The organism is Micromonospora sp. NPDC049559, from assembly GCF_040676675.1.
Classification (GTDB): Bacteria; Actinomycetota; Actinomycetes; order Mycobacteriales; family Micromonosporaceae; genus JBFAPK01.
This window is the reverse complement of record NZ_JBFAPK010000004.1, coordinates 168,389-186,293: the sequence shown is the minus strand read 5'-3', so window position 1 is coordinate 186,293 and position 17,905 is coordinate 168,389. Positions and strand designations below refer to the sequence as shown.

Genomic DNA, 17,905 nt, shown 5'->3' with positions numbered 1-17,905 from the left:
AGCGGGACGCGTCGGCTCAGTGCGTCGACGCCGACGTGAACGTGAACGAGGAGAGGCAGAGCGGGGGCGCGTAGGCGTCGCCGTAGAACCGCTCGCTCGTCACGTGCCCCTCCCGCCCGATCGCCTCCACCCCGGACAGCGCCGCCAGCACCGACTGGGTGAACCGCAGGTTGCGGACCCCGCCGACGAGCTTGCCGTTCTCGATCAGGAAGGTGCCGTCACGGGTGGTACCGGTGACGGTCGTGCGTACCGGATGCACCACGTTGGTGTAGTGGAACCGGGTGACGTAGATGCCGCGGTCGATCCGGCCGACCAACGACTCCGTCGTCTCGGACCCGGCCGCCATGACCAGGTGGGTCGGCAACCCGGAGAGCGGGTTCGGCGGCGCCAGCGCGTGGCCCGTGGAGGCGACCCCGCTCAGCCGCGCCGCCGCCGAGTCGTACGTCAGGCCCGCCGCCACGCCCCGGTCCACGAGGCTGGTCCGGCGCCGGGGAACGCCCTCGGCGTCGAACGGGGCGGCCGGCAGCGCCGGGCTGAGCGGGTCGTCCACGAGCGTGACCGACGGCGCGCAGATCGGCCGGCCCAGGCGGTCGGCCAGCGGTGAGCTGCCCTCGCGTACCGCCCGGCCCGCGAAGGCGTGCGCCAGCCGGTGCAGAAGCACGGCGGTCGCGCCCGGCTCCAGCACCACCGGGTAGCTGCCCGGCGCCAGCTCCCTGGGCCGGGCGCCGAGCCGTGCCTTCTCCCCCGCCCGGGAGCCCAGCGTCACCGGGTCGATACCGTCCAGCCCGACCGCCACGCCCTCGGCGTATCCGGTGGAGTCGGCCGCCGTGGCGAGCACGCTCAGCGCCGCCCGGGTGCCCGCGTGGTAGGCCCGCACGCCGCGGCTGTTGAGGACCGCCAGTTCGTTCGCGCCCGTCTCCAGGGCGCCGGCGCCGTTGACGCCGCCGGGCAGCGACCGCAGCACCGCGGCCACGAGGTCGGCCCGGCGCGCGGGCGGGCACCCCGCCGTGTCGAGGTCGTCCCGGCGTACGGAGGCGTAGGCCGCCCCGCCGTCCGGCAGGCCGGCGAAGTCGGGATTTCCGGGAACGGTACGGGCGATCTCGTACGCCCGGTCCACCGCCCGGCGTACGCCCTCCGGCGTGAGCAGGCCCGACGTGGCCGAGCCGACCCGCGCTCCCGCCGCGCCGCCGTCGAGCACCACCCGCACCCGGACGTGGTGGTCGAGCCGGTGGACGTTCTGGTGGATCCGGCTGTCCGCGAACCGGGTCAGCGCCACCTGCTCCCGGGCGAGGGTCACCTCGACCTCGTCCGGGCCCGGGTGGCGCAGCGCCGCCTCGGCCAGGGCGAAGAGGCGGTCGGCCCCGTGGCGGATCATCGGATCCCCACCGCCGCCCGGAACCGGCCGGTGGGCGCCCCGTGCCCGACCCGGGCCAGCTGCGACGGCTGCCCCTTGCCGCAGATCGGCACGCTCCAGACCCGCCAGTCCGAGCGCCCGCCCAGCGCGTCGCAGGAGCGCCAGAAGTCGAGCGTACGGCCGGCGTAGGTGGGGTTGCGGTAGAGCCGCCCGAGCGACCCGTTGCGGATCTCGTAGGCGGCCTCGCAGGCGAACTGGAAGTTCGTCCGGCGGTCGTCGATCGACCAGGAGCGGTTGGTGCGGAGCAGGAAACCGTCGTCGGTCGCCGCCACGATCTCGGCGAGGCCCGCGGCGTCGTCGGCGCCGGGCGCGAGCGAGACGTTGTTCATCCGGATGAGCGGGATGCTGCCCCAGGAGTCGGCTCGGGCGGTGCCGTTCGACGCCAGCCCGACCGCCGCCGCCGTCTCCCGGTTGCTGAGGAAACCGACGAGGACGCCCCCGGAGATGAGCGGCGCGGAGCCGGCCCGGACCCCCTCGTCGTCGAAGCCGAACGTACCGAGCGCCCCCGGGGTCGTCGCGTCGGCCGTGACGGAGACGATCGGGGAGGCGTACCGCAGCCGGTCCCGGTCACCGACCCGGACGAAGGAGCCGCCGGCGTACGCCTGTTCCATGCCCAGGATGCGGTCCAGCTCCAACGGGTGCCCGATCGACTCGTGGATCTGCATGGCGAGCTGCGAGGAGTCCAGGACGACGGTCGCCTCCGGCCGGCTCGGCAGTTCCGGCGCGTCGAGCAGGGCGACGGCCTCGCGTCCCGTGGCCGCCGCGTGCCCCGGCAGGTCCAGCGCGAGCACCCCCTCCCACCCGCCGCTGAAGAACTGTCCCCGGAACGCGGTGGGGTACGACCGGCGCTGGGACTCCCCGCCGCCGACCGCGTACGCGACCAGCCCGCCGCCCGCGTGCAGCACCGTCTGCTCGATGGCGGCACCCGCGCTGGACCGGTACACGGTCCGACGCCGCCAGGCGTCCGTGCTGGCCTCCACGAGCGACACCCCCGGCACCTCGCGGGCCGCCGCGGTGGCGGCAAGCAGGTACTCCGTCTTCTCGGCGACCGGCATCTCCAGCGGGTCGGTCCGGTGCGGCGTGACGTAGCCGCCCTGGCAGGGCGGGGAGTCGTCGAGCCGGACCGGCTCGTGTGCCACCCGGCCGCTGGCCCGGGCGAGCTCCACCGCCAGCCGGGCCGCGTCGCGGACCGCCCCGCCGTCCTGGTCCGCCGTCGCGGCGAACCCCCAGGCGCCGTCGACCAGGACCCGGATACCCACCCCCCGGCTGGCGGACCGGCTGACCCGCTCGACCCGGCCGTCGCGTACGTCCACCGACTCGGACTCGTCGTCGACCGCCCGGACGTCGGCGAACTGCGGGCCGAGACGGGTGACCTCGTCGATGGCGACGGCGGCGAGAGCTGCGAGAGACATGGAGGACATTCTATTGATCTGGGCGGCCCGCGTCCCGCCCCGGAACGAGGAGCGGGGCCGCGAGCGCGGCCACGAGCGCCAGGCCGACCGGGGCGAGCAGCGCCCAGCTCGGATGGCCGTGGCCGAGCAGGGTGGTGACCAGCAACGCGGCGGCGGCGGAGCCGAGGGTGTTGGCCGAGACGAGCCAGGACTGCGCCTCGGTCGCGGTACCCTCCGGCGCCCGTGCCGCCGCCTCGACCGCGAGGCTGGCCAGGACCGCCGCGACCGGCAACCCGGCGACGGGGGCGGCCACCAGCAGCGCCACCGGATGGGGGCCGACCAGCGGCAGGACGGCCAGCGTCAGCGCCAGCGCGGCGAAGGGCGGGACCAGGCCGCCGGTCCGCTCCCCGGCCCTCCGCTCGCCGCCGGGCGCCCGGTGCCCGCGTCGGCCCCAGTAGAGACCGCCGAGGATGCTGCCCACGGAGAACGCCGCGACCAGCGGACCGGCCGCCCACGGCGCGTCGCGGACGGCGGCGAGCGCCGGCAGTCCGACCGCCACGGCGGCGATGGCGCAGCTGGCGAGCACCATCAGGCCGGCCACCCGGCGGTAGGCCGCGACGCGCAGCGGTCCGAGCCGGCCGGTCGGGCGGTCCCGGCCCGCCGACGCTAGCACCGCACCACCCGCCGCCGGCGGGGTCGACGAGGCCGCGCCGGCCGAGGGGACGAGCTGGCCGAGCAGGACGGCGCCGACCCAGGTGACCAGCAGGATGGCGCAGACACCGAGCGCGGCGTGCACCGCCACCAGGGCGGACGCCAGCACCGGGCCGGCGATGAGGCAGACGTCGAGGAAGATCGCGTCGAGGGCGAACCCGGCGCGCTGCACGGCCCCGGGCAGCCGCGTCCACTGCGCGCGTACCGCCGGGCCGAGCGGCGGCGTGGTCGCGCCGGCCAGTGCCGCGGCGGCGGCGGTCACCGGTGGCGGCGCGGCGCCGAAGGCGGCCAGGAGCAGCAGGGCCGTCGCGGCGGTGTGGGCGAGCACGCTCCAGCGGACGACGCGGCCCGGGTCGAACCGGTCGACCAGCCGGCCGGTCGCCGGCACGGCCAGCCCCAGCGCCAGGGTGTACGCGGCGGCCAGCGCGCCCGCCACCCGTACGCCCTCCCGCTCCACCAGCAGGAAGAGCACCGAGATACCGGTCATCCCCTGCGGCAGGCGCGCGCCGAGGGCGGCCAGCGCGACCCGGCGGCCGTGGCGGTGCCGCAGCAGCCCGGCGTAGGCGCCGGTGCCGTTCGGCGCCCCGGCGCGCGGGAGGTTCAGCGTTCTCCGCAAACCAGCTACTCCGGATATTCGTCGCCTCCGATGCACCCTAACCTATGCGTCGCCACCGCCCGAGCCGGTGACGCGGCCGGCGCACCCGGGCGGCACATCCGCCGGACCGGCGCCGCCCGACACCCCCGGCCGGCGGTGGGCACCGCGTACCCCGGCCGGCCGCCGTTGTGTCAGGCTGTCCGGTGTGAACGCGCCACGCCCCCTGCTCCTCGTCGACGCGCCGAGCCTGTACTTCCGGGCCTACTTCGGCATCCCCGAGTCCGCCGCCAAGGCGCCGGACGGCAGCCCGGTCAACGCCGTGCGCGGCTTCCTGGACATGCTCGCCACGCTGATCCGTACCCGCCGACCGGACCGGCTGGTCTGCGCGCTGGACCACGACTGGCGGCCGGCGTGGCGGGTGGCGCTGCTGCCGTCGTACAAGGCGCACCGGGTGGCGCCGGCCGGCGGCGAGGTGGTACCGGACACCCTGGTCCCCCAGGTGCCGCTCATCCTGGACGTGCTGGCCGCGATCGGCATCCCGGCCGTCGGCGCCGCCGGCTACGAGGCCGACGACGTGCTCGGCACGCTCGCCGTCACCCAGCCCGGCCCGGTGGAGGTCGCCTCCGGGGACCGGGACCTGTTCCAGCTCGTCGACGACGCGCACCCGATCCGGCTGCTCTACTGCGGCCGGGGCGTGGCGAAGCTGGAGGACTACGACGACGCGGCCGTGCGGGCCCGGTACGGGGTGCCGGCCACCGGGTACGCCGACTTCGCGGCGCTGCGCGGGGACCCGAGCGACGGCCTGCCGGGCGTCGCCGGCGTCGGCGAGAAGACCGCCGCCCGCCTGGTCGACCGGTACGGCGGCCTGGACGGCATCCTCACCGCGCTCGGCGACCCGGCCTCCGGGTTCGCGCCGGGCCTGCGGACCAAGCTCGAGGCCGCCCGCGACTACCTGGCGGTCGCGCCGAAGGTGGTCCGGGTCGCGCTCGACGTGCCCCTGCCCGACTTCTCCACCGCGCTGCCCGCGGCACCGGTGGACGAGGCCCGACTGCTGGAGCTGGCCGAGAAGTGGAATCTGGCCAGCCCGTGCCGCCGGCTGGTCGACGCGCTCACCGACGCGGCGGCGTGAGGGGCGCCGAGCCCGCCCGCCAGAGGACTCCGCTGGTCAGCGAGAGGACCGCGCACGACCGCGCGGGAGTCCCCGCTGAGCAGCGGGAGGATCCCGAGCGACCGCGCGAGGCTCCTGTTCAGCTGACCGCGTTGTAGGAGAGCACGCCCCGGTTGACCGCGCTGATCGCCGAGCGCGCGGTGGCGCGCAGCTCCGCGGACGCGCCGGCCGAGTCGGCGAGCTGGCCGAGCAGATCGACCACCTGCCGGGCCCAGCGGACGAAGTCGCCGGCCGGCATCTCGCCGTCGAGGCTGTGGCCGCTGGCCAGCACCTTCGCCAACGCCTCGCCGCGGGCCCAACGGTAGATGGGCCAGACGAAGCCCAGGTCGGGCTCGCGGGTCGCCTCCAGGCCGCGGGACGCCTCGTCGGTCTCGATCTCCGCCCAGAGCTTCAGCGTCTCGTCGACCGCCTCCGCCACCCCGCCGCGCGGTACGGAGGCCCGCTCGTCGGTGTCGCGCCGGGCCTCGTACACGATCACGGAGACGGCGGCGGCGAGTTCGGCCGGGGCCAGCCCGTCCCAGACGCCCCGGCGCAGGCACTCGGCCACCAGGAGGTCCGCCTCGGTCCAGATCCGACCGAGCATCCGGCCGGCGTCGGTGACCTCCCCGTCCGCCGAGAGGTAGCCGCGGGCCGCGAGCAGGGCGCAGATCCGGTCGAAGGTGCGGGCCAGCGAGCCGGTCCGCCCCGCCACCCGCTGGCGCAGCTCGTCGGTGTCGCGCTGCAACCGCCAGCGCCGCTCCGCCCAGCGGGCGTGCTCCTCCCGCTCCGGGCAGGCGTGGCAGGGATGCCGGCGCAGGTCGGCGCGGAGTTGGGCGAGCAGGTCGTCGTCGCCGGCGGGCCGGGAGCGCCGGCGCCGCCCGGGGTGCCGGTCCAGGCCGGTACCGCTCACCGCCGCCGCCAGGTCGCGGCGGGCCGCCGGGGAGCGGTGGTTGAAGTGCTTCGGTACGCGGATGCGGGCCAGCACCTCGGCCGGAACGGTGAAGTCGCCGGCGGTGACCCGTCCGGCCCAACGGTCCTGGGTCAGCACCAGCGGCCGGGGCTCGCCGAACCCGCCGGTACCCGGGTCGAGCACCACCGCGAGGCCGGCGCGGCGGCCGGACGGGATCCGGATCACGTCGCCGACCCGCAGCCGCTCCAGCGACTCGACCGCGGCGGCCTTGCGCTGGCTCTGCCCCTGCCGGTTCAGCGCGCGTTCCCGGTCGGCGATCGCCACCCGCAGCCCGAAGTACTCGTCGAAGTCGCCGTGGTGGCAGGCGGCCTCGGCCCCGTACGCCTCGATGGTCTCCTCGTTGCGCTGCACCTGCCGGGCCAGGCCGACCACCGACCGGTCCGCCTGGAACTGCGCGAACGACGATTCCAGCAGGGTACGGGCCGGCGCCGCGCCGACCGAGCCGACCAGGTTCACCGCCATGTTGTACGAGGGTCGGAAGCTGGAGCGCAGCGGATAGGTACGGGTGGACGCGAGCCCGGCGACGTGCCGCGGGTCCACCTCGGGCGACCAGATGACGACCGCGTGCCCCTCGACGTCGATGCCGCGCCGGCCGGCCCGACCGGTGAGCTGGGTGTACTCCCCCGGCGTGAGGTCGACGTGGGCCTCGCCGTTGAACTTGACGAGCCGTTCCAGCACCACCGAGCGGGCCGGCATGTTGATCCCCAGCGCCAGCGTCTCGGTGGCGAAGACGGCCTTGACCAGCCCGCGGACGAACAGCTCCTCGACCACCTCCTTGAACGCCGGCAGCATCCCGGCGTGGTGCGCGGCGAGGCCGCGCTCCAGGCCGTCGAGCCACTCCCAGTACCCGAGCACCGACAGGTCCTCGCCCGGGATGGTGGTGATCCGCCGCTCCACCACCTCGCGGATCTCGGCGCGTTCGTCCGGAGTGGTCAGCCGCAGGCCGGCGGCGAGGCACTGCTGCACGGCGGCGTCGCAGCCGGCCCGGCTGAAGATGAACAGGATGGCGGGGAGCAGTCCCTCGCGGTCGAGCCGCTCCACCACCTCGGCGCGCAGCGGGCCGCGCCACCGGGGCCCGCGCCGGCCCCAGCCCGGGCTGGCGCCGCGCCCCTCGCCCAGGTCGAGCCGACGCATCGTCTCCCGGGTGTAGCGCAGCAGCTCCGGGTGCACGTCGTGCTTGCGGGCCGCGTCGGCGTCGTGGAACAGGTCGAACATCCGCCGGCCGACCAGCATGTGCTGCCACAGCGGTACCGGGCGGTGCTCGCTGACCACCACCTCGGTCTCGCCGCGTACGGTCACCAGCCAGTCGGCGAACTCCTCGGCGTTGGAGACGGTGGCCGACAGGGACACCAGGGTCACCGACTCGGGCAGGTGGATGATCACCTCTTCCCAGACCCCGCCGCGGAACCGGTCGGCGAGGTAGTGCACCTCGTCCATCACCACGTACGCCAGGCCCTCCAGGGTGGCCGAGCCGGCGTAGAGCATGTTGCGCAGCACCTCGGTGGTCATCACCACCACCGGGGCGTCGCCGTTGATGGCGTTGTCGCCGGTCAGCAGGCCGACCTGGTCGGCGCCGTGCCGGGCCACCAGGTCGTGGTACTTCTGGTTCGACAGCGCCTTGATCGGCGTGGTGTAGAAGCACTTGCGTACCGGGCCGGGGATGCCGGCCGCCGGCACCCGGCCGCCGGTGACCGCCGGCGCGGGCGCCGCGCCGGCGGGGGCCGCGTCGGCGCCGACCGGCCCGGGTGCCGCGGTGGGGCGGGAGACGTCCGCGCCGGGGGCGGACCCGGCCCGCAGGGCCAGGTGTACCGCGAACTCGCCGACCACGGTCTTGCCGGCGCCGGTCGGGGCGCAGACGAGCACGCCGCTGCCCCGCTCCAGGGCCTGGCACGCCTCCCGCTGGAAGTCGTCGAGGTCGAACCCGAGATCGAGGGCGAACTCCTCAAGCGCGGGGAAACTGCTGGCCTGCGCGGCCCGGCGGCGTGCCGCGGCATACCGCTCGGCGGGGCTCGACATACCAGCAAGATTAATGCGTAGTCGCCCGCCGTACGCAGCGAGGCCGAGGAGCGGTCCGGTCGGACCCGGTCGGTAGGGTGCACCACGTGCCGGACCATGCCGAACCGCCCAAGCCTCGTACGCCCAGCGGGCCCGCCAGCGACACCGCCGGAAAGCCGCCGCGCCGGCCGCTGGACGCCGTGCTCTTCGACTTCCACGGCACCCTGGCGCAGGTGGAGGACCCGGTCGCCTGGGTGCTCGCCGCCGCCGCCGACTGCGGGGTGATCCTCGACCGCACCCGGGCCACCTCGCTGGCCGACCGGCTGGTGATGGCGGGCCGGGCCGGCGGGCCCCTGCCGGCCCGGGTGCCACCCCGGCTGGCCGAGGTCTGGGCCGACCGGGACCTGTACCCGCACGCCCACCGGGCCGCCTACACCGGGCTGGCGGCCACGGTCGAGACCGGGATCGACGGGTTGCCCGAGGCCCTCTACGAGCGGCTGCTGCGCCCCGAGGGCTGGTTGCCGTACGCGGACACCGCCGCCACGCTGCGCGCCCTGCGGGCGGTGAACGTACCGGTGGCGGTGGTGAGCAACATCGGCTTCGATCCGCGTCCGCTCTTCGACGCCTGGGGCCTCACCGAGTTGGTCGACGCGTTCGCGCTGTCGTACGAGATCGGCCGCTGCAAGCCCGATCCCGGCATCTTCCTGCGCGCCTGCGGCATGCTCGGCGTGGACCCGGAGCGGACGCTGATGGTCGGCGACACGCCGGCGGACGCCGGGGCGGTCCGGGCCGGCTGCGCCACGCTGCTGCTACCCGCGGCCGAGGCCGGTCTCGCGAACGGTCTGACCGCCGTGCTGGACCTCGCCATCGCCGAGGGAGGCGAGTAGGGCCACGCCGTCGAGGTAGTCGCGCACGTGGGTGAGGCGGCCGTCGCGTACCCGCAGCACCAGCAGCCCGGCCGCGGCGAACGGTTGGCCGGTGGTGCTGAGCGTGCCCGCCACCTCCTGCTCCACGACGATCACCTCGGGATCGGCGGTCTCGTGCACCACCACGCCCCGGATCTCCTCCAGCCGGGCCGGCGTGGCGCCCCAGGCCGCGCGGTAGCCCGCGCGCACCTCCTCGCGCCCCCGGTACCGCCTCGGCATGCGCGGGAAGAGGAACGGGAACTCGTGCAGCGCGTCCTCGGCGTAGAGGTCGGCGAGGTCGTCGGCGGACTTGTCGAGCATGGCCCGGTGGTAGCGGGCCAGGACCTCGCGGGGTCCGGGAAGGGTCGGGGCGGTTCCGGGCATGAAGGACTCTCCGTTCGCTCAACAAGCGTTGACTCAACAAGTGTAGAGCGAACGGTCAACGCGCTCAACACCGGTAGAGTCGGCGCCGTGAGCACCGCACCGACCAGCCGGGCGGAGCGCCGCCGGCAGACCGAGGCCCGCATCCTCGCCGCCGCCCGCGCCCTCTTCGCCGAGCGCGGCTACGAGCGCACCACCATCCGCGCCGTCGCCGCCGCCGCCGGCGTCGACCCCGCGCTCGTGATGCAGTACTTCGGGGCCAAGCAGGAGCTCTTCAGCCGGGCCGCGCAGGGCGCCGACGACCGGCCGCTGCCGGCCAGCCCGGAACAGCTCACCGAGCTGATGCTCGCCACCCTCGGCATGAAGATCAGCGGTCTGCCGGAGACCTCGCTGGCCATGCTCCGCTCGATGCTCACCCATCCCGAGGCGAACGAGTCGGTCCGGGCGGCCCTCGACCGGCAGGTGGAACGGACCAGCGAGGCCATCGGCGGGCCGGACGCCCGGCTGCGCGCCGCCCTGGTCGTCACCAGCATGGTCGGCCTGACCATCGGGCACCAGCTGCTCCAGCTCGACGCGCTGCGCGAGGCCACCACCGAGCAGATCACCGAGGCGCTGCGCCCCGCCTTCCAGGCGCTGCTCGCCGGCCCGGCCGGGGCCGAGGATCCGCCCGGCGCGCCCGCCCAGCCCGCGGCGGGCGACGACTGAGCCGGCGCGGGCGCTCAGCGCGGCAGACGACGGAGCCGTCCGCCGTCCGACGCGGCGCACCCCGGCCGGCCGGCGGGCCACCGCGCCGCGCGGCGCTCAGCGCAGCAGGCGTACCGCGCCCGGGACGGCGGTCACCGTCAGCGGCAGGGGCAGGGCCCGCTCCCCGTCCGCGTACCCGACGATCCCGTCGGCGGCCAGCTCGACCGTACGGGCCCGGTGGCTGGAGACCAGGGGATGCTCGACGTGGGTGCCCCGGTACACCCTCGGCTTGATCCGCATCAGGGTGCCGCGACCGACCCGCCCGGCGAGCACCACGTCGAGCAGCCCGTCGGTGGGATCGGCGTCCGGGCAGATCCGCATTCCCCCGCCGTAGCTGGCGCAGTTGCCCACCGCCACCAGCACCGCGTCGAGTTCGTGCGACACGCCGTCCAGGCTCAGCCGGTAGCGGCGCGGCCGGAGCCGGGCCAGCTCGACCAGGATCGCCAGGTCGTACCGGCGGGGCCCGCGCGGCCAGCGCATCCGGTTCGCCCGCTCGTTGACGATCGCGTCGAAGCCGGCCGCGAGGACCGCCCCGTACCAGCGCTCGGCGCCGTCGGGGCCCGTCATCCGAGCCAGGTCGACCGGGGTGGTCCGCCCGGCCGCCAGCGCCGAGGCGACGACCTCGACCGCCGCCAGCGGATCGGCCGGGAACCCGGTCTGGACGGCGAAGTCGTTGCCGGTACCGGCGGGCACCGGCCCGAACGCCGTCGGCGTGCCGGCCACCGCCTGGAGGGCCAGGTGCACCGTACCGTCGCCGCCGACCGTCACCAGCGCCGCGACGCCGTCGGCGACCGCCGCCCGGCACTGCGCCAGCGCCTCGGCCGGCGAGGCGGGCGTCAGCAGTCGTACGCCCCGGCCGGCCGCGCCGAGCCGGTCCAGCACCACGGGGAGCAGCCCCGCGTGCCGTCCGCGCCCGGCGACCGGGTTGACCAGTACCGCGACCGGACCGGCGGGCGGGGCGGCACCGGGTACGGCTGCCGGACATTGATCAGGTGCGGTCACGGCGAGCACGGTACCGCCCGGTGTCCGGGGTTTTCTGCCCCGGGCACCGGGCGGTGGGAGTTCCGTCGGCGGCGTGACCGCTCAGGTCATGTCGTCGTAGCGCCGTTCGATCGGCTGCGGCGGCGCCACCGGGGTGGTGCTCTCCACCCGCTGTGCCGCCTCGACCGGCTCCGGCTCGTCGTCCAGCGGCGAGATCTCGTCGTCGCTCAGCCCGGCGTAGACCTCCCGGCCCCGGCCGCGCCGCTTGTCGTTGACGAAGGCCACCGCCACCGCACCGAAGTAGAGCACGGAGAGGCAGAACGCCAGCGCGGTCATGCCGAACGGGTCCGGCGTGGGCGTGACGACCGCCGAGAAGAGGAAGAACACGAAGATCGCGACCCGCCACCAGCCGAGCAGCCGCCGGGCGCTGGCGAGGCCGACGAAGTTGAACATCAGCACGACCAGCGGGAACTCGAACGCCACCCCGAAGAGCAGGATCAGGTTCGTGACGAACGAGATGTAGCGGGTCACCTCGAGCTGGGTGTCCAGGCCGGTGACGCCCGACGAGAGCAGGAACTCCAGGCCCTTGTGCACCACGAAGTAGGCCAGGACCGCGCCGCCGGCGAACAGCGGTGCCGCGATCGCCGTGAAGAAGTAGGCGTAGCGCCGCTCGTGCCGGTGCAGGCCCGGCGCGATGAAGGCCCAGAGCTGGTAGAACCAGACCGGGGCCGCGACGATCAGGCCCACCCACAGCGCGATCTTCAGCTTGAGCAGGAACCCGTCCGCCGGCCCGAGCTGCACCATCGGGCACTTGCCCTCCGGCGTCAGGATGCCCGGCAGGTCACAGTATGGCTGCTTGAGCAGTTCGAAGACCGGATCCGCGAGCCAGAAACCCACCGCGAATCCGACCACGATCGCCAACGAGGCACGGAACAGCCGGGTACGCAGCTCGCGGATGTGCTCGATCAGTGTCATCGAGCCGTCGGCGGCCCGTTCGAAGTTGCTCGGGCCGCGCTTCTTGAGGCCGAAGGCCACGCTCGGGCCTCCGCGTCAGTTGTCGCGGGCGCGCTGCACCTGGTCGGCGACCGGCGGCGCGGCGGGCGGCTGCTGGGCGGGCTGCGGCGGCAGCGGCTGCCGGGCGGCCTGCGCGTCGGCCTTCTCGGCCAGGTCGCGGTCGTCGTCGGCGAGGCTCTTCGTCTCCGCCTTGATGATCCGCAGCGAGCGGCCCAGCGAGCGGGCCGCGTCGGGGAGCCGCTTCGCGCCGAACAGCAGGATCAACACGACCACCAGTACGGCGATGTGCCACGGCTTGAGGGCACCCATGGAAAGCTCCAGTCGATCGTCGGCAAGTGTGAGGGGTGTTACGAGCCCATCGTACGTGGGGCGCGGGCTCGTGCCACCGGCTGGGCGTATGACGGGTTTGACCAGCCGATGAAGTGTTGACCAATCGTCGAGGTCACGTCAACCCACTCGACCAGCCGTTTCCGTCGGCGACACGATCCCGTTCCGGGCCGGCTCGGCGCCGTTCGCCCGGCGCCCGGCGGCTCCCCTCACCCGTCCGGGGAACCCGTCAGTGACCGCGCTTCGCGCGGATGGTGACGAGCCGTTCCTGGGTGGTCTCGGCCTGCCGTTGCAGCTCCTCGATCCGCTGCTGCAGCGCCAGCGCGCCCGCCTGCAACGACTCCGCCTGCTCCTGGCGCCGCAGCAGCCCGAGCGCCGCCCGCCGCAGCGGTGCCAACCGGCCCAGCACCGGTCGGACCGCCAGGGCCAGGACGAGCAGCGCGAAGAGTACGACCGCGAGCACGATCCACTTCACCACGCGGTCAGCCTAGTGGGTGGTGACCGCCGGCGCCGGGTACGCGCCGTAGGCGTCGAGCGCGGCGGCGGCGGAGTCACGTACCCGCTCGGCCAGTTCGGCGGGGGCGACCACGGTGACCTCCGGGCCGAGGCCGAGCACGAAGCGGCGCGCCCAGGCCAGGTCGGTGACGCGCAGCGAGACCAGCCACTGCTCGCCGGCCGGGCTCCCGTCGGCCGACGCGACGCCCGGCTCGACCGACTCGCACGGGTAGTACTCGGTGATCCACCGGGCGCCCCGGCCGATCCGCAGCGTCACCAGCGGCAGGCTCGGGTCCGGGCGGAACACGCCGCCGCTGACGTCGTGCGGGCGGGCCTCCGGCGGCGGGGCCGCGGGCTCGCCCAGCTCGGTGAGCGCGTCGATCCGGTCGACCCGGAACAGCCGTACCGCCTCGGCGCGGCGGCACCACGCCTCCAGGTACGCCCGGCCGTCCACCATCAGCACCCGCATCGGGTCGACCGTGCGCTCGGTGCTCTCGTCGCGTACCGGCGTGTAGTAGGTGATGCGCAGGGCCCGGCGGCGCTGCACCGCGCCCCGCAGCGCCTCCACCCGGTCGCCGTCGCCGGGCATCCGCACGGCCACCGGGGCGCCGGCCAGGTCACCGGCCGCGTGCTCGATCTTCGCGAGCGCCCGCTCCACCGCGTCGCGGTTGTCCATCCCGGGCGTCTCGGCCAGCATCCGCAGCGCCACCACCAGCGCCAGCGCCTCGTCCGGCGTCAGCCGCAGCGGCCGGTCGATGCCGGCGTCGTAGGTGATGGTGACCCGGTCACCGTCGAACGCCATGTCGATCAGGTCGCCCGGGCCGTAGCCGGGCAGGCCGCAGACCCAGAGCAGCTCCAGGTCCTCGCGCAGCTGGCGGTCGGTGACCCCGAGGTCGGCCGCCGCCTGGGCGATCTCGATGCCGGGGCGGGCCAGCAGGTACGGCACCAGGTTGAGCAGCCGGGCCAGCCGGTCGGCCGAGTTGCGGGAGGCGGCGGTACGCGGGGCGGGCGCCGCCGCGCTCCGCTCCGGGTTCGGCCCGGTCATGCCGGCGCCCCCGCCGTGACGACCTCGTCGTGCCGCGCGGCGATCTCCTTGAGCTGCTGGATGACCGCCTCGCGGACCTCCGGCGGATCGAGCACACGCACGTCCGGACCGTAGCCGACCAGCTTGCCGGCGAGCGACTCGGGATCGGCGTACGGCAGCACGAGCCGGTCACCGTCGGGACCGGTACGGCACTCGCGGGCCCAGCGCCGCAGGCCCGCGGCCCGACCGGGGCGCACCAGCACGGTGGCCCGGCCGCTGCGCTCGACCGGCCCGGAGAAGTGCGCCACGTGGCTGATCAGGTCCACCCCGGCCGGCGGGCTGTAGCCGCCCGGCTGGCCGGTGACCCGGACCGCGCCGACGATGCGGGAGAGCCGGAAACAGCGGGTGGCGTCCCGGTCGAGGTCGTGCCCGACCACGTACCAGCGGCCCCGCCAGCAGACCACGCCCCAGGGCTGGAGCCGGCGGCTGGTGGCGGCGTCGTGGTCCGGTACGCGGTAGTCGAAGCTGACCGTGCGGCGGTCCCGGGCCGCGGCCGTGAGCGGACCGAAGGCCGGGTCGACCGTGACCACCGGCTCCATGCCCAGGGTGGCGTCCGGGTCGACGTCGATGCCGGCGGCGCGCAGCTTGGCCAGCCCGGAGGTGGCGGCGGCCGAGAGGCCGGCGTGCCGCCACAGCCGGGCGGCGATGCCGACGGCGGCGGCCTCGTCCGGCTCCAACGGGATCTCCGGCAGTGCGTACTCCCGGTGCGCGATCCGGTAGCCGGGTTCGGTGTCGAATACGCTGGCGGTGCCGGTCTCCAGCGGCACCCCGAGTTCCCGCAGCTCGGCCTTGTCGCGCTCGAACTTGCGCTGGAAGGCCTCGTGGTCGCGCGGGTCCTCCGGATCATGTTCGTAGCCGGGCACGGTCGCGGCGATCTGCGCGGCGGTGAGGAACCGCCGCGTGGAGAGCAGGCAGATCACCAGGTTGACCAGGCGTTCGGTGCGGGTCCGCGACACATACCAGACGCTAGCAGTGTCGGCCAGTGCCGCGCGCACCCGCGCCGGTACGCGTCCGGCATTCGGCACGTCACCGCCGCGTCCGCCCCGCCGCCGGCCCGATCGGGCGTCGGTTGATCGGCGATCGGGCGGCCGGCCTAGGCTGGGGATCATGGCGGAAGCGGCGGCGACAGCGGACAGTCCCGAGAACTCCGAGAGCCTCGGTACGGTCATCGTCGCCGGGCTGGCGAACCTCGCGATCGCCCTGGCGAAGCTGGTGGCCGGCCTGCTCTCCGGCTCCGCCGCGATGCTCTCCGAGGCGGCGCACTCGGTCGCCGACACCACCACCGAGGTGCTGCTCTTCGTGGCGCTGCGCCGCGGCGCCCGGCCGGCCGACGCGCGGCACCCGTTCGGCTACGGCAAGGAGAGTTACGTCTGGGCCTTCCTCGCCGCCATCTTCACGTTCGTGGCCGGCGCCGGCTTCTCCATCACGCACGGCATCGGCACCATCGTCAGGGGCGAGCCGAGCGGCGACTTCCTCGTCTCGTACCTCGTGCTGGCGGTCTCCGCCGCGATCGAGTCGGTCTCGTTGGCCCGCGCGGTACGGCAGGTGCGCGGCGCCGCCCGCCGCTGGGGGATCAGCCCGCTGCGGTACCTGCGGCTCACCGCGGACACCGCCGTGAAGGCGGTCTTCCTGGAGGACACCGCCGCGATGATCGGCATCGCGTTCGCCGCGGTGGGCCTGGTCCTCACCGAGCTGACCGGCGTGGAGGCCTGGGACGGCGTCGCCTCGGTCGCCATCGGCCTGCTCCTGCTGGTCACGGCCGCGATCCTGGCCCGCAGCAACATCTCCCTGCTGGTCGGCCAGGCGGTACCTCGCGGCGTGCAGGCCACCATCCGCGAGGAGCTCACCGGGATGCGGGTGGTGCAACGGGTCGAGACCCTGCTGACCATGCAGCTCGGTCCGGACGACGTGCTGGTCGCCGCGAAGGTCGACTTCGCCGACGACGCGAGCGGCGCCGAGATCGAGAACGCGGCCGACGAGGCCGAGCGGCGCCTGCGGGTGCGCTACCCCGCCATCCGGTACGTCTTCCTCGACCCGACCCGCGGCGGCCTGCCCCGCGGTCCGGCCGAACAGGACCTCTGACCGGCCGCGCGGCGCCGCGACCGGCGGGCCCGGACCACGGATCCGACCACCGCGACCGCCCCGGCGCGGCGGGTCGCCCCGGCGGGCCGGCCGCTTCCGGCTGCCGCTAGCGTGCCGGCCATGGTGCGATGGCGATCCGGCACGGTGACGGCGGTACGGCGGAGCTGGCGCGGCGCGGTGGAACTGGAGGTGGCCCTCGCCGACGCCGGCGGCACCGTACGGGCCCTGGCCTACCCGGAGCTGGTCGGCCGGCCCGAGCCGGGCGACCGGGTGCTGCTCAACGTGGGCGCGCTCGTGATGGGGCTCGGCACCGGCGGGTACGCCCTGGTCGTGGCGATCCCCGACCGGCTGCCCGCCGACCCCCCGGGCAGCGGCGACACCCGCGACGGCGGGCACCTGGTCAAGGCCCGCTACACGCCGCTGCAACCGATCCTGCTCGGCGTCGACGAGGAGGCCTCGCCGCACCGGGCGGCGCTGGTCGACGCCGACGACCTGGACGGGCTGCCCGTGGTCACCGCCGACCTGCACTCCGCGCTGCCCGCCGTCCTCGCCGGGATCCGGGCCGACGCGCCGGGCGCCCGCGTCGCGTACGTGCTGACCGACGGCGGCGCGCTGCCCGCCTGGTTCTCCCGCACCCTCGACGGACTGCGCGACGAGCTGGTCGGGACGGTGACGGTCGGCCAGGCGTTCGGCGGCGACCTGGAGGCGACCAACGTGTACACCGGGCTGCTCGCCGCCCGGCACGTCCTCGCCGCCGACGTGGTGGTCGTCGCGCAGGGGCCGGGCAACCTCGGCACCGGTACCCGCTGGGGCTTCTCCGGCGTCGGCGTCGGCGAGACGGTCAACGCGGTCGCCACGCTGGGCGGCCGGGCGGTCGGCTCGCTGCGGATCTCGGATGCCGACGCGCGTACCCGCCACCGGGGGCTCTCCCACCACAGCGTCACCGCGTACGGTCGGGTCGCGCTCGCGGGCGCGGACCTGGTCGTCCCCGCCGCGCTGCCGGCCGAGCTGGCCGGGGCCGTCGAGGAGGCGCTGGCGCCGCTGGCCGCCCGGCACCGGATCGTCCGGGTACCCGTGGACGGGCTGGACGAGGCGCTGCGGGCGAGCCCGGTCCCGCTGTCGACGATGGGGCGGGGTCTCGACGCCGACCACGCGTACTTCCTCACGGCCGCGGCGGCCGGCCGGCACGCCGCGACACTGGCCGGCGGCTCTGCGGCACCGGCCGGCAGCGCCGCGAGGTGACGAGCGGTCGGGCGGCCCGGGTCGCCCGCCGGCCCCGGATCGGCCCGGACCAGGAAGACGCCGCGTCGGCTCAGACCAGGAAGATCAGCGCGAGCCAGCCGCCCACGATCAACACGAGGATCAGGGTGAGGACCCAGGTAGGCACCGTGTACTCGCCGCGCCGGTTCCGGGCGATCTCGTCGGCGATCTTCTGGCGGCGGCGTTCGACCCAGCTCCGTCGACCCTGCTCGGGGTCGCGATCGCCGGAGTCGGCAGGTTCACGGTAGGCCATAGCGGGGTCAGCGTACCGTGCGCGGCCGGGTGCCCCCGCCGGCGGCGCACCTCGTCGGCGGGGGGGGGGGGGCGGCGCCGCCCCGCGCGCCGACGCCGCGCCGCACCAGCAGCCCGTAGAGGAAAAGGCCCCGGCGCAGGTCGAGGAGCGCGAGAT

General features: G+C 75.4%; 17 protein-coding genes. 5 read left to right on the top strand and 12 right to left on the bottom strand.

Annotated features, from left to right (window positions below; translation table 11 throughout):
• Positions 1-16: 16 nt before the first annotated feature.
• Genes AB0J86_RS08120 through AB0J86_RS08110 form a run of 3 tightly spaced genes read right to left on the bottom strand, consistent with a single transcriptional unit; the run spans position 17 to position 4,132 of the window.
• Entirely contained in the window at positions 17-1,375 is a 1,359-nt protein-coding gene (locus tag AB0J86_RS08120; RefSeq protein ID WP_363854349.1) for a TldD/PmbA family protein, read from the bottom strand.
• Entirely contained in the window at positions 1,372-2,826 is a 1,455-nt protein-coding gene (locus AB0J86_RS08115) for a TldD/PmbA family protein (protein ID WP_363854347.1), read from the bottom strand. Before AB0J86_RS08115 ends, AB0J86_RS08120 begins: the two co-directional genes overlap by 4 nt.
• 10 nt (positions 2,827-2,836) lie before the next feature.
• A complete protein-coding gene (locus tag AB0J86_RS08110) occupies positions 2,837-4,132 on the bottom strand; it encodes an MFS transporter (protein WP_363854345.1) in 1,296 nt (431 codons plus the stop codon).
• Between the two features lie 184 nt (positions 4,133-4,316).
• Between AB0J86_RS08110 and AB0J86_RS08105 the strand changes: the two genes are divergently transcribed.
• Positions 4,317-5,240: a 5'-3' exonuclease gene (locus AB0J86_RS08105; protein WP_363854342.1), complete on the top strand. Its 924-nt coding sequence runs from the start codon at positions 4,317-4,319 to the stop codon at positions 5,238-5,240.
• Positions 5,241-5,358: 118 nt separating this feature from the next.
• On the opposite strand, the gene AB0J86_RS08100 is transcribed toward AB0J86_RS08105, so the two are convergent.
• On the bottom strand, positions 5,359-8,244 hold the full coding sequence (locus AB0J86_RS08100; RefSeq protein ID WP_363854339.1) for a DEAD/DEAH box helicase: 2,886 nt from the start codon (positions 8,242-8,244) through the stop codon (positions 5,359-5,361).
• Between the two features lie 86 nt (positions 8,245-8,330).
• On the opposite strand from AB0J86_RS08100, the gene AB0J86_RS08095 reads away from it, so the two are divergent.
• On the top strand, positions 8,331-9,110 hold the full coding sequence (locus AB0J86_RS08095; RefSeq protein WP_363854336.1) for an HAD family hydrolase: 780 nt from the start codon (positions 8,331-8,333) through the stop codon (positions 9,108-9,110).
• Here the strand turns inward: AB0J86_RS08095 and AB0J86_RS08090 are convergent.
• Entirely contained in the window at positions 9,033-9,512 is a 480-nt protein-coding gene (locus AB0J86_RS08090) for a nuclear transport factor 2 family protein (protein ID WP_363854333.1), read from the bottom strand. The two genes, AB0J86_RS08095 and AB0J86_RS08090, sit on opposite strands and share 78 nt — an antisense overlap.
• A gap of 87 nt (positions 9,513-9,599) precedes the next feature.
• Here AB0J86_RS08090 and AB0J86_RS08085 point away from each other — a divergent pair, with 87 nt between their 5' ends.
• On the top strand, positions 9,600-10,214 hold the full coding sequence (locus AB0J86_RS08085) for a TetR family transcriptional regulator (protein ID WP_363854330.1): 615 nt from the start codon (positions 9,600-9,602) through the stop codon (positions 10,212-10,214).
• 96 nt (positions 10,215-10,310) lie between these two features.
• Here AB0J86_RS08085 and AB0J86_RS08080 read toward each other — a convergent pair whose 3' ends face one another.
• The 6 genes from AB0J86_RS08080 to AB0J86_RS08055 all read right to left on the bottom strand — a co-directional run bounded on the left by AB0J86_RS08080 (position 10,311) and on the right by AB0J86_RS08055 (position 15,110).
• On the bottom strand, positions 10,311-11,255 hold the full coding sequence (locus AB0J86_RS08080; RefSeq protein WP_363854327.1) for a diacylglycerol kinase: 945 nt from the start codon (positions 11,253-11,255) through the stop codon (positions 10,311-10,313).
• An 81-nt stretch (positions 11,256-11,336) separates the two neighbouring features.
• On the bottom strand, positions 11,337-12,269 hold the full coding sequence (gene tatC, locus AB0J86_RS08075) for a twin-arginine translocase subunit TatC (RefSeq protein ID WP_363854324.1): 933 nt from the start codon (positions 12,267-12,269) through the stop codon (positions 11,337-11,339).
• Positions 12,270-12,284: 15 nt separating this feature from the next.
• A complete protein-coding gene (tatA, locus tag AB0J86_RS08070; RefSeq protein ID WP_363854321.1) occupies positions 12,285-12,557 on the bottom strand; it encodes a Sec-independent protein translocase subunit TatA in 273 nt (90 codons plus the stop codon).
• A gap of 247 nt (positions 12,558-12,804) precedes the next feature.
• Positions 12,805-13,053 carry a hypothetical protein gene (locus AB0J86_RS08065; protein WP_363854319.1) on the bottom strand — a complete coding sequence of 83 codons (249 nt, stop codon included), beginning with the start codon at positions 13,051-13,053 and terminating at the stop codon, positions 12,805-12,807.
• A gap of 9 nt (positions 13,054-13,062) precedes the next feature.
• Positions 13,063-14,115, bottom strand: a complete 1,053-nt coding sequence (locus tag AB0J86_RS08060; RefSeq protein WP_363854316.1) for a WYL domain-containing protein — start codon at positions 14,113-14,115, stop codon at positions 13,063-13,065.
• Entirely contained in the window at positions 14,112-15,110 is a 999-nt protein-coding gene (locus AB0J86_RS08055; protein WP_363854314.1) for a WYL domain-containing protein, read from the bottom strand. Before AB0J86_RS08055 ends, AB0J86_RS08060 begins: the two co-directional genes overlap by 4 nt.
• Positions 15,111-15,261: 151 nt before the next feature.
• Between AB0J86_RS08055 and AB0J86_RS08050 the strand changes: the two genes are divergently transcribed.
• A complete protein-coding gene (locus AB0J86_RS08050; RefSeq protein ID WP_363854311.1) occupies positions 15,262-16,236 on the top strand; it encodes a cation diffusion facilitator family transporter in 975 nt (324 codons plus the stop codon).
• Positions 16,237-16,356: 120 nt separating this feature from the next.
• A complete protein-coding gene (locus AB0J86_RS08045) occupies positions 16,357-17,478 on the top strand; it encodes a DUF3866 family protein (RefSeq protein ID WP_363854309.1) in 1,122 nt (373 codons plus the stop codon).
• 70 nt (positions 17,479-17,548) lie between these two features.
• Here the strand turns inward: AB0J86_RS08045 and AB0J86_RS08040 are convergent, their stop codons facing one another.
• On the bottom strand, positions 17,549-17,749 hold the full coding sequence (locus tag AB0J86_RS08040; RefSeq protein WP_363854306.1) for a hypothetical protein: 201 nt from the start codon (positions 17,747-17,749) through the stop codon (positions 17,549-17,551).
• Positions 17,750-17,905: the final 156 nt, after the last annotated feature.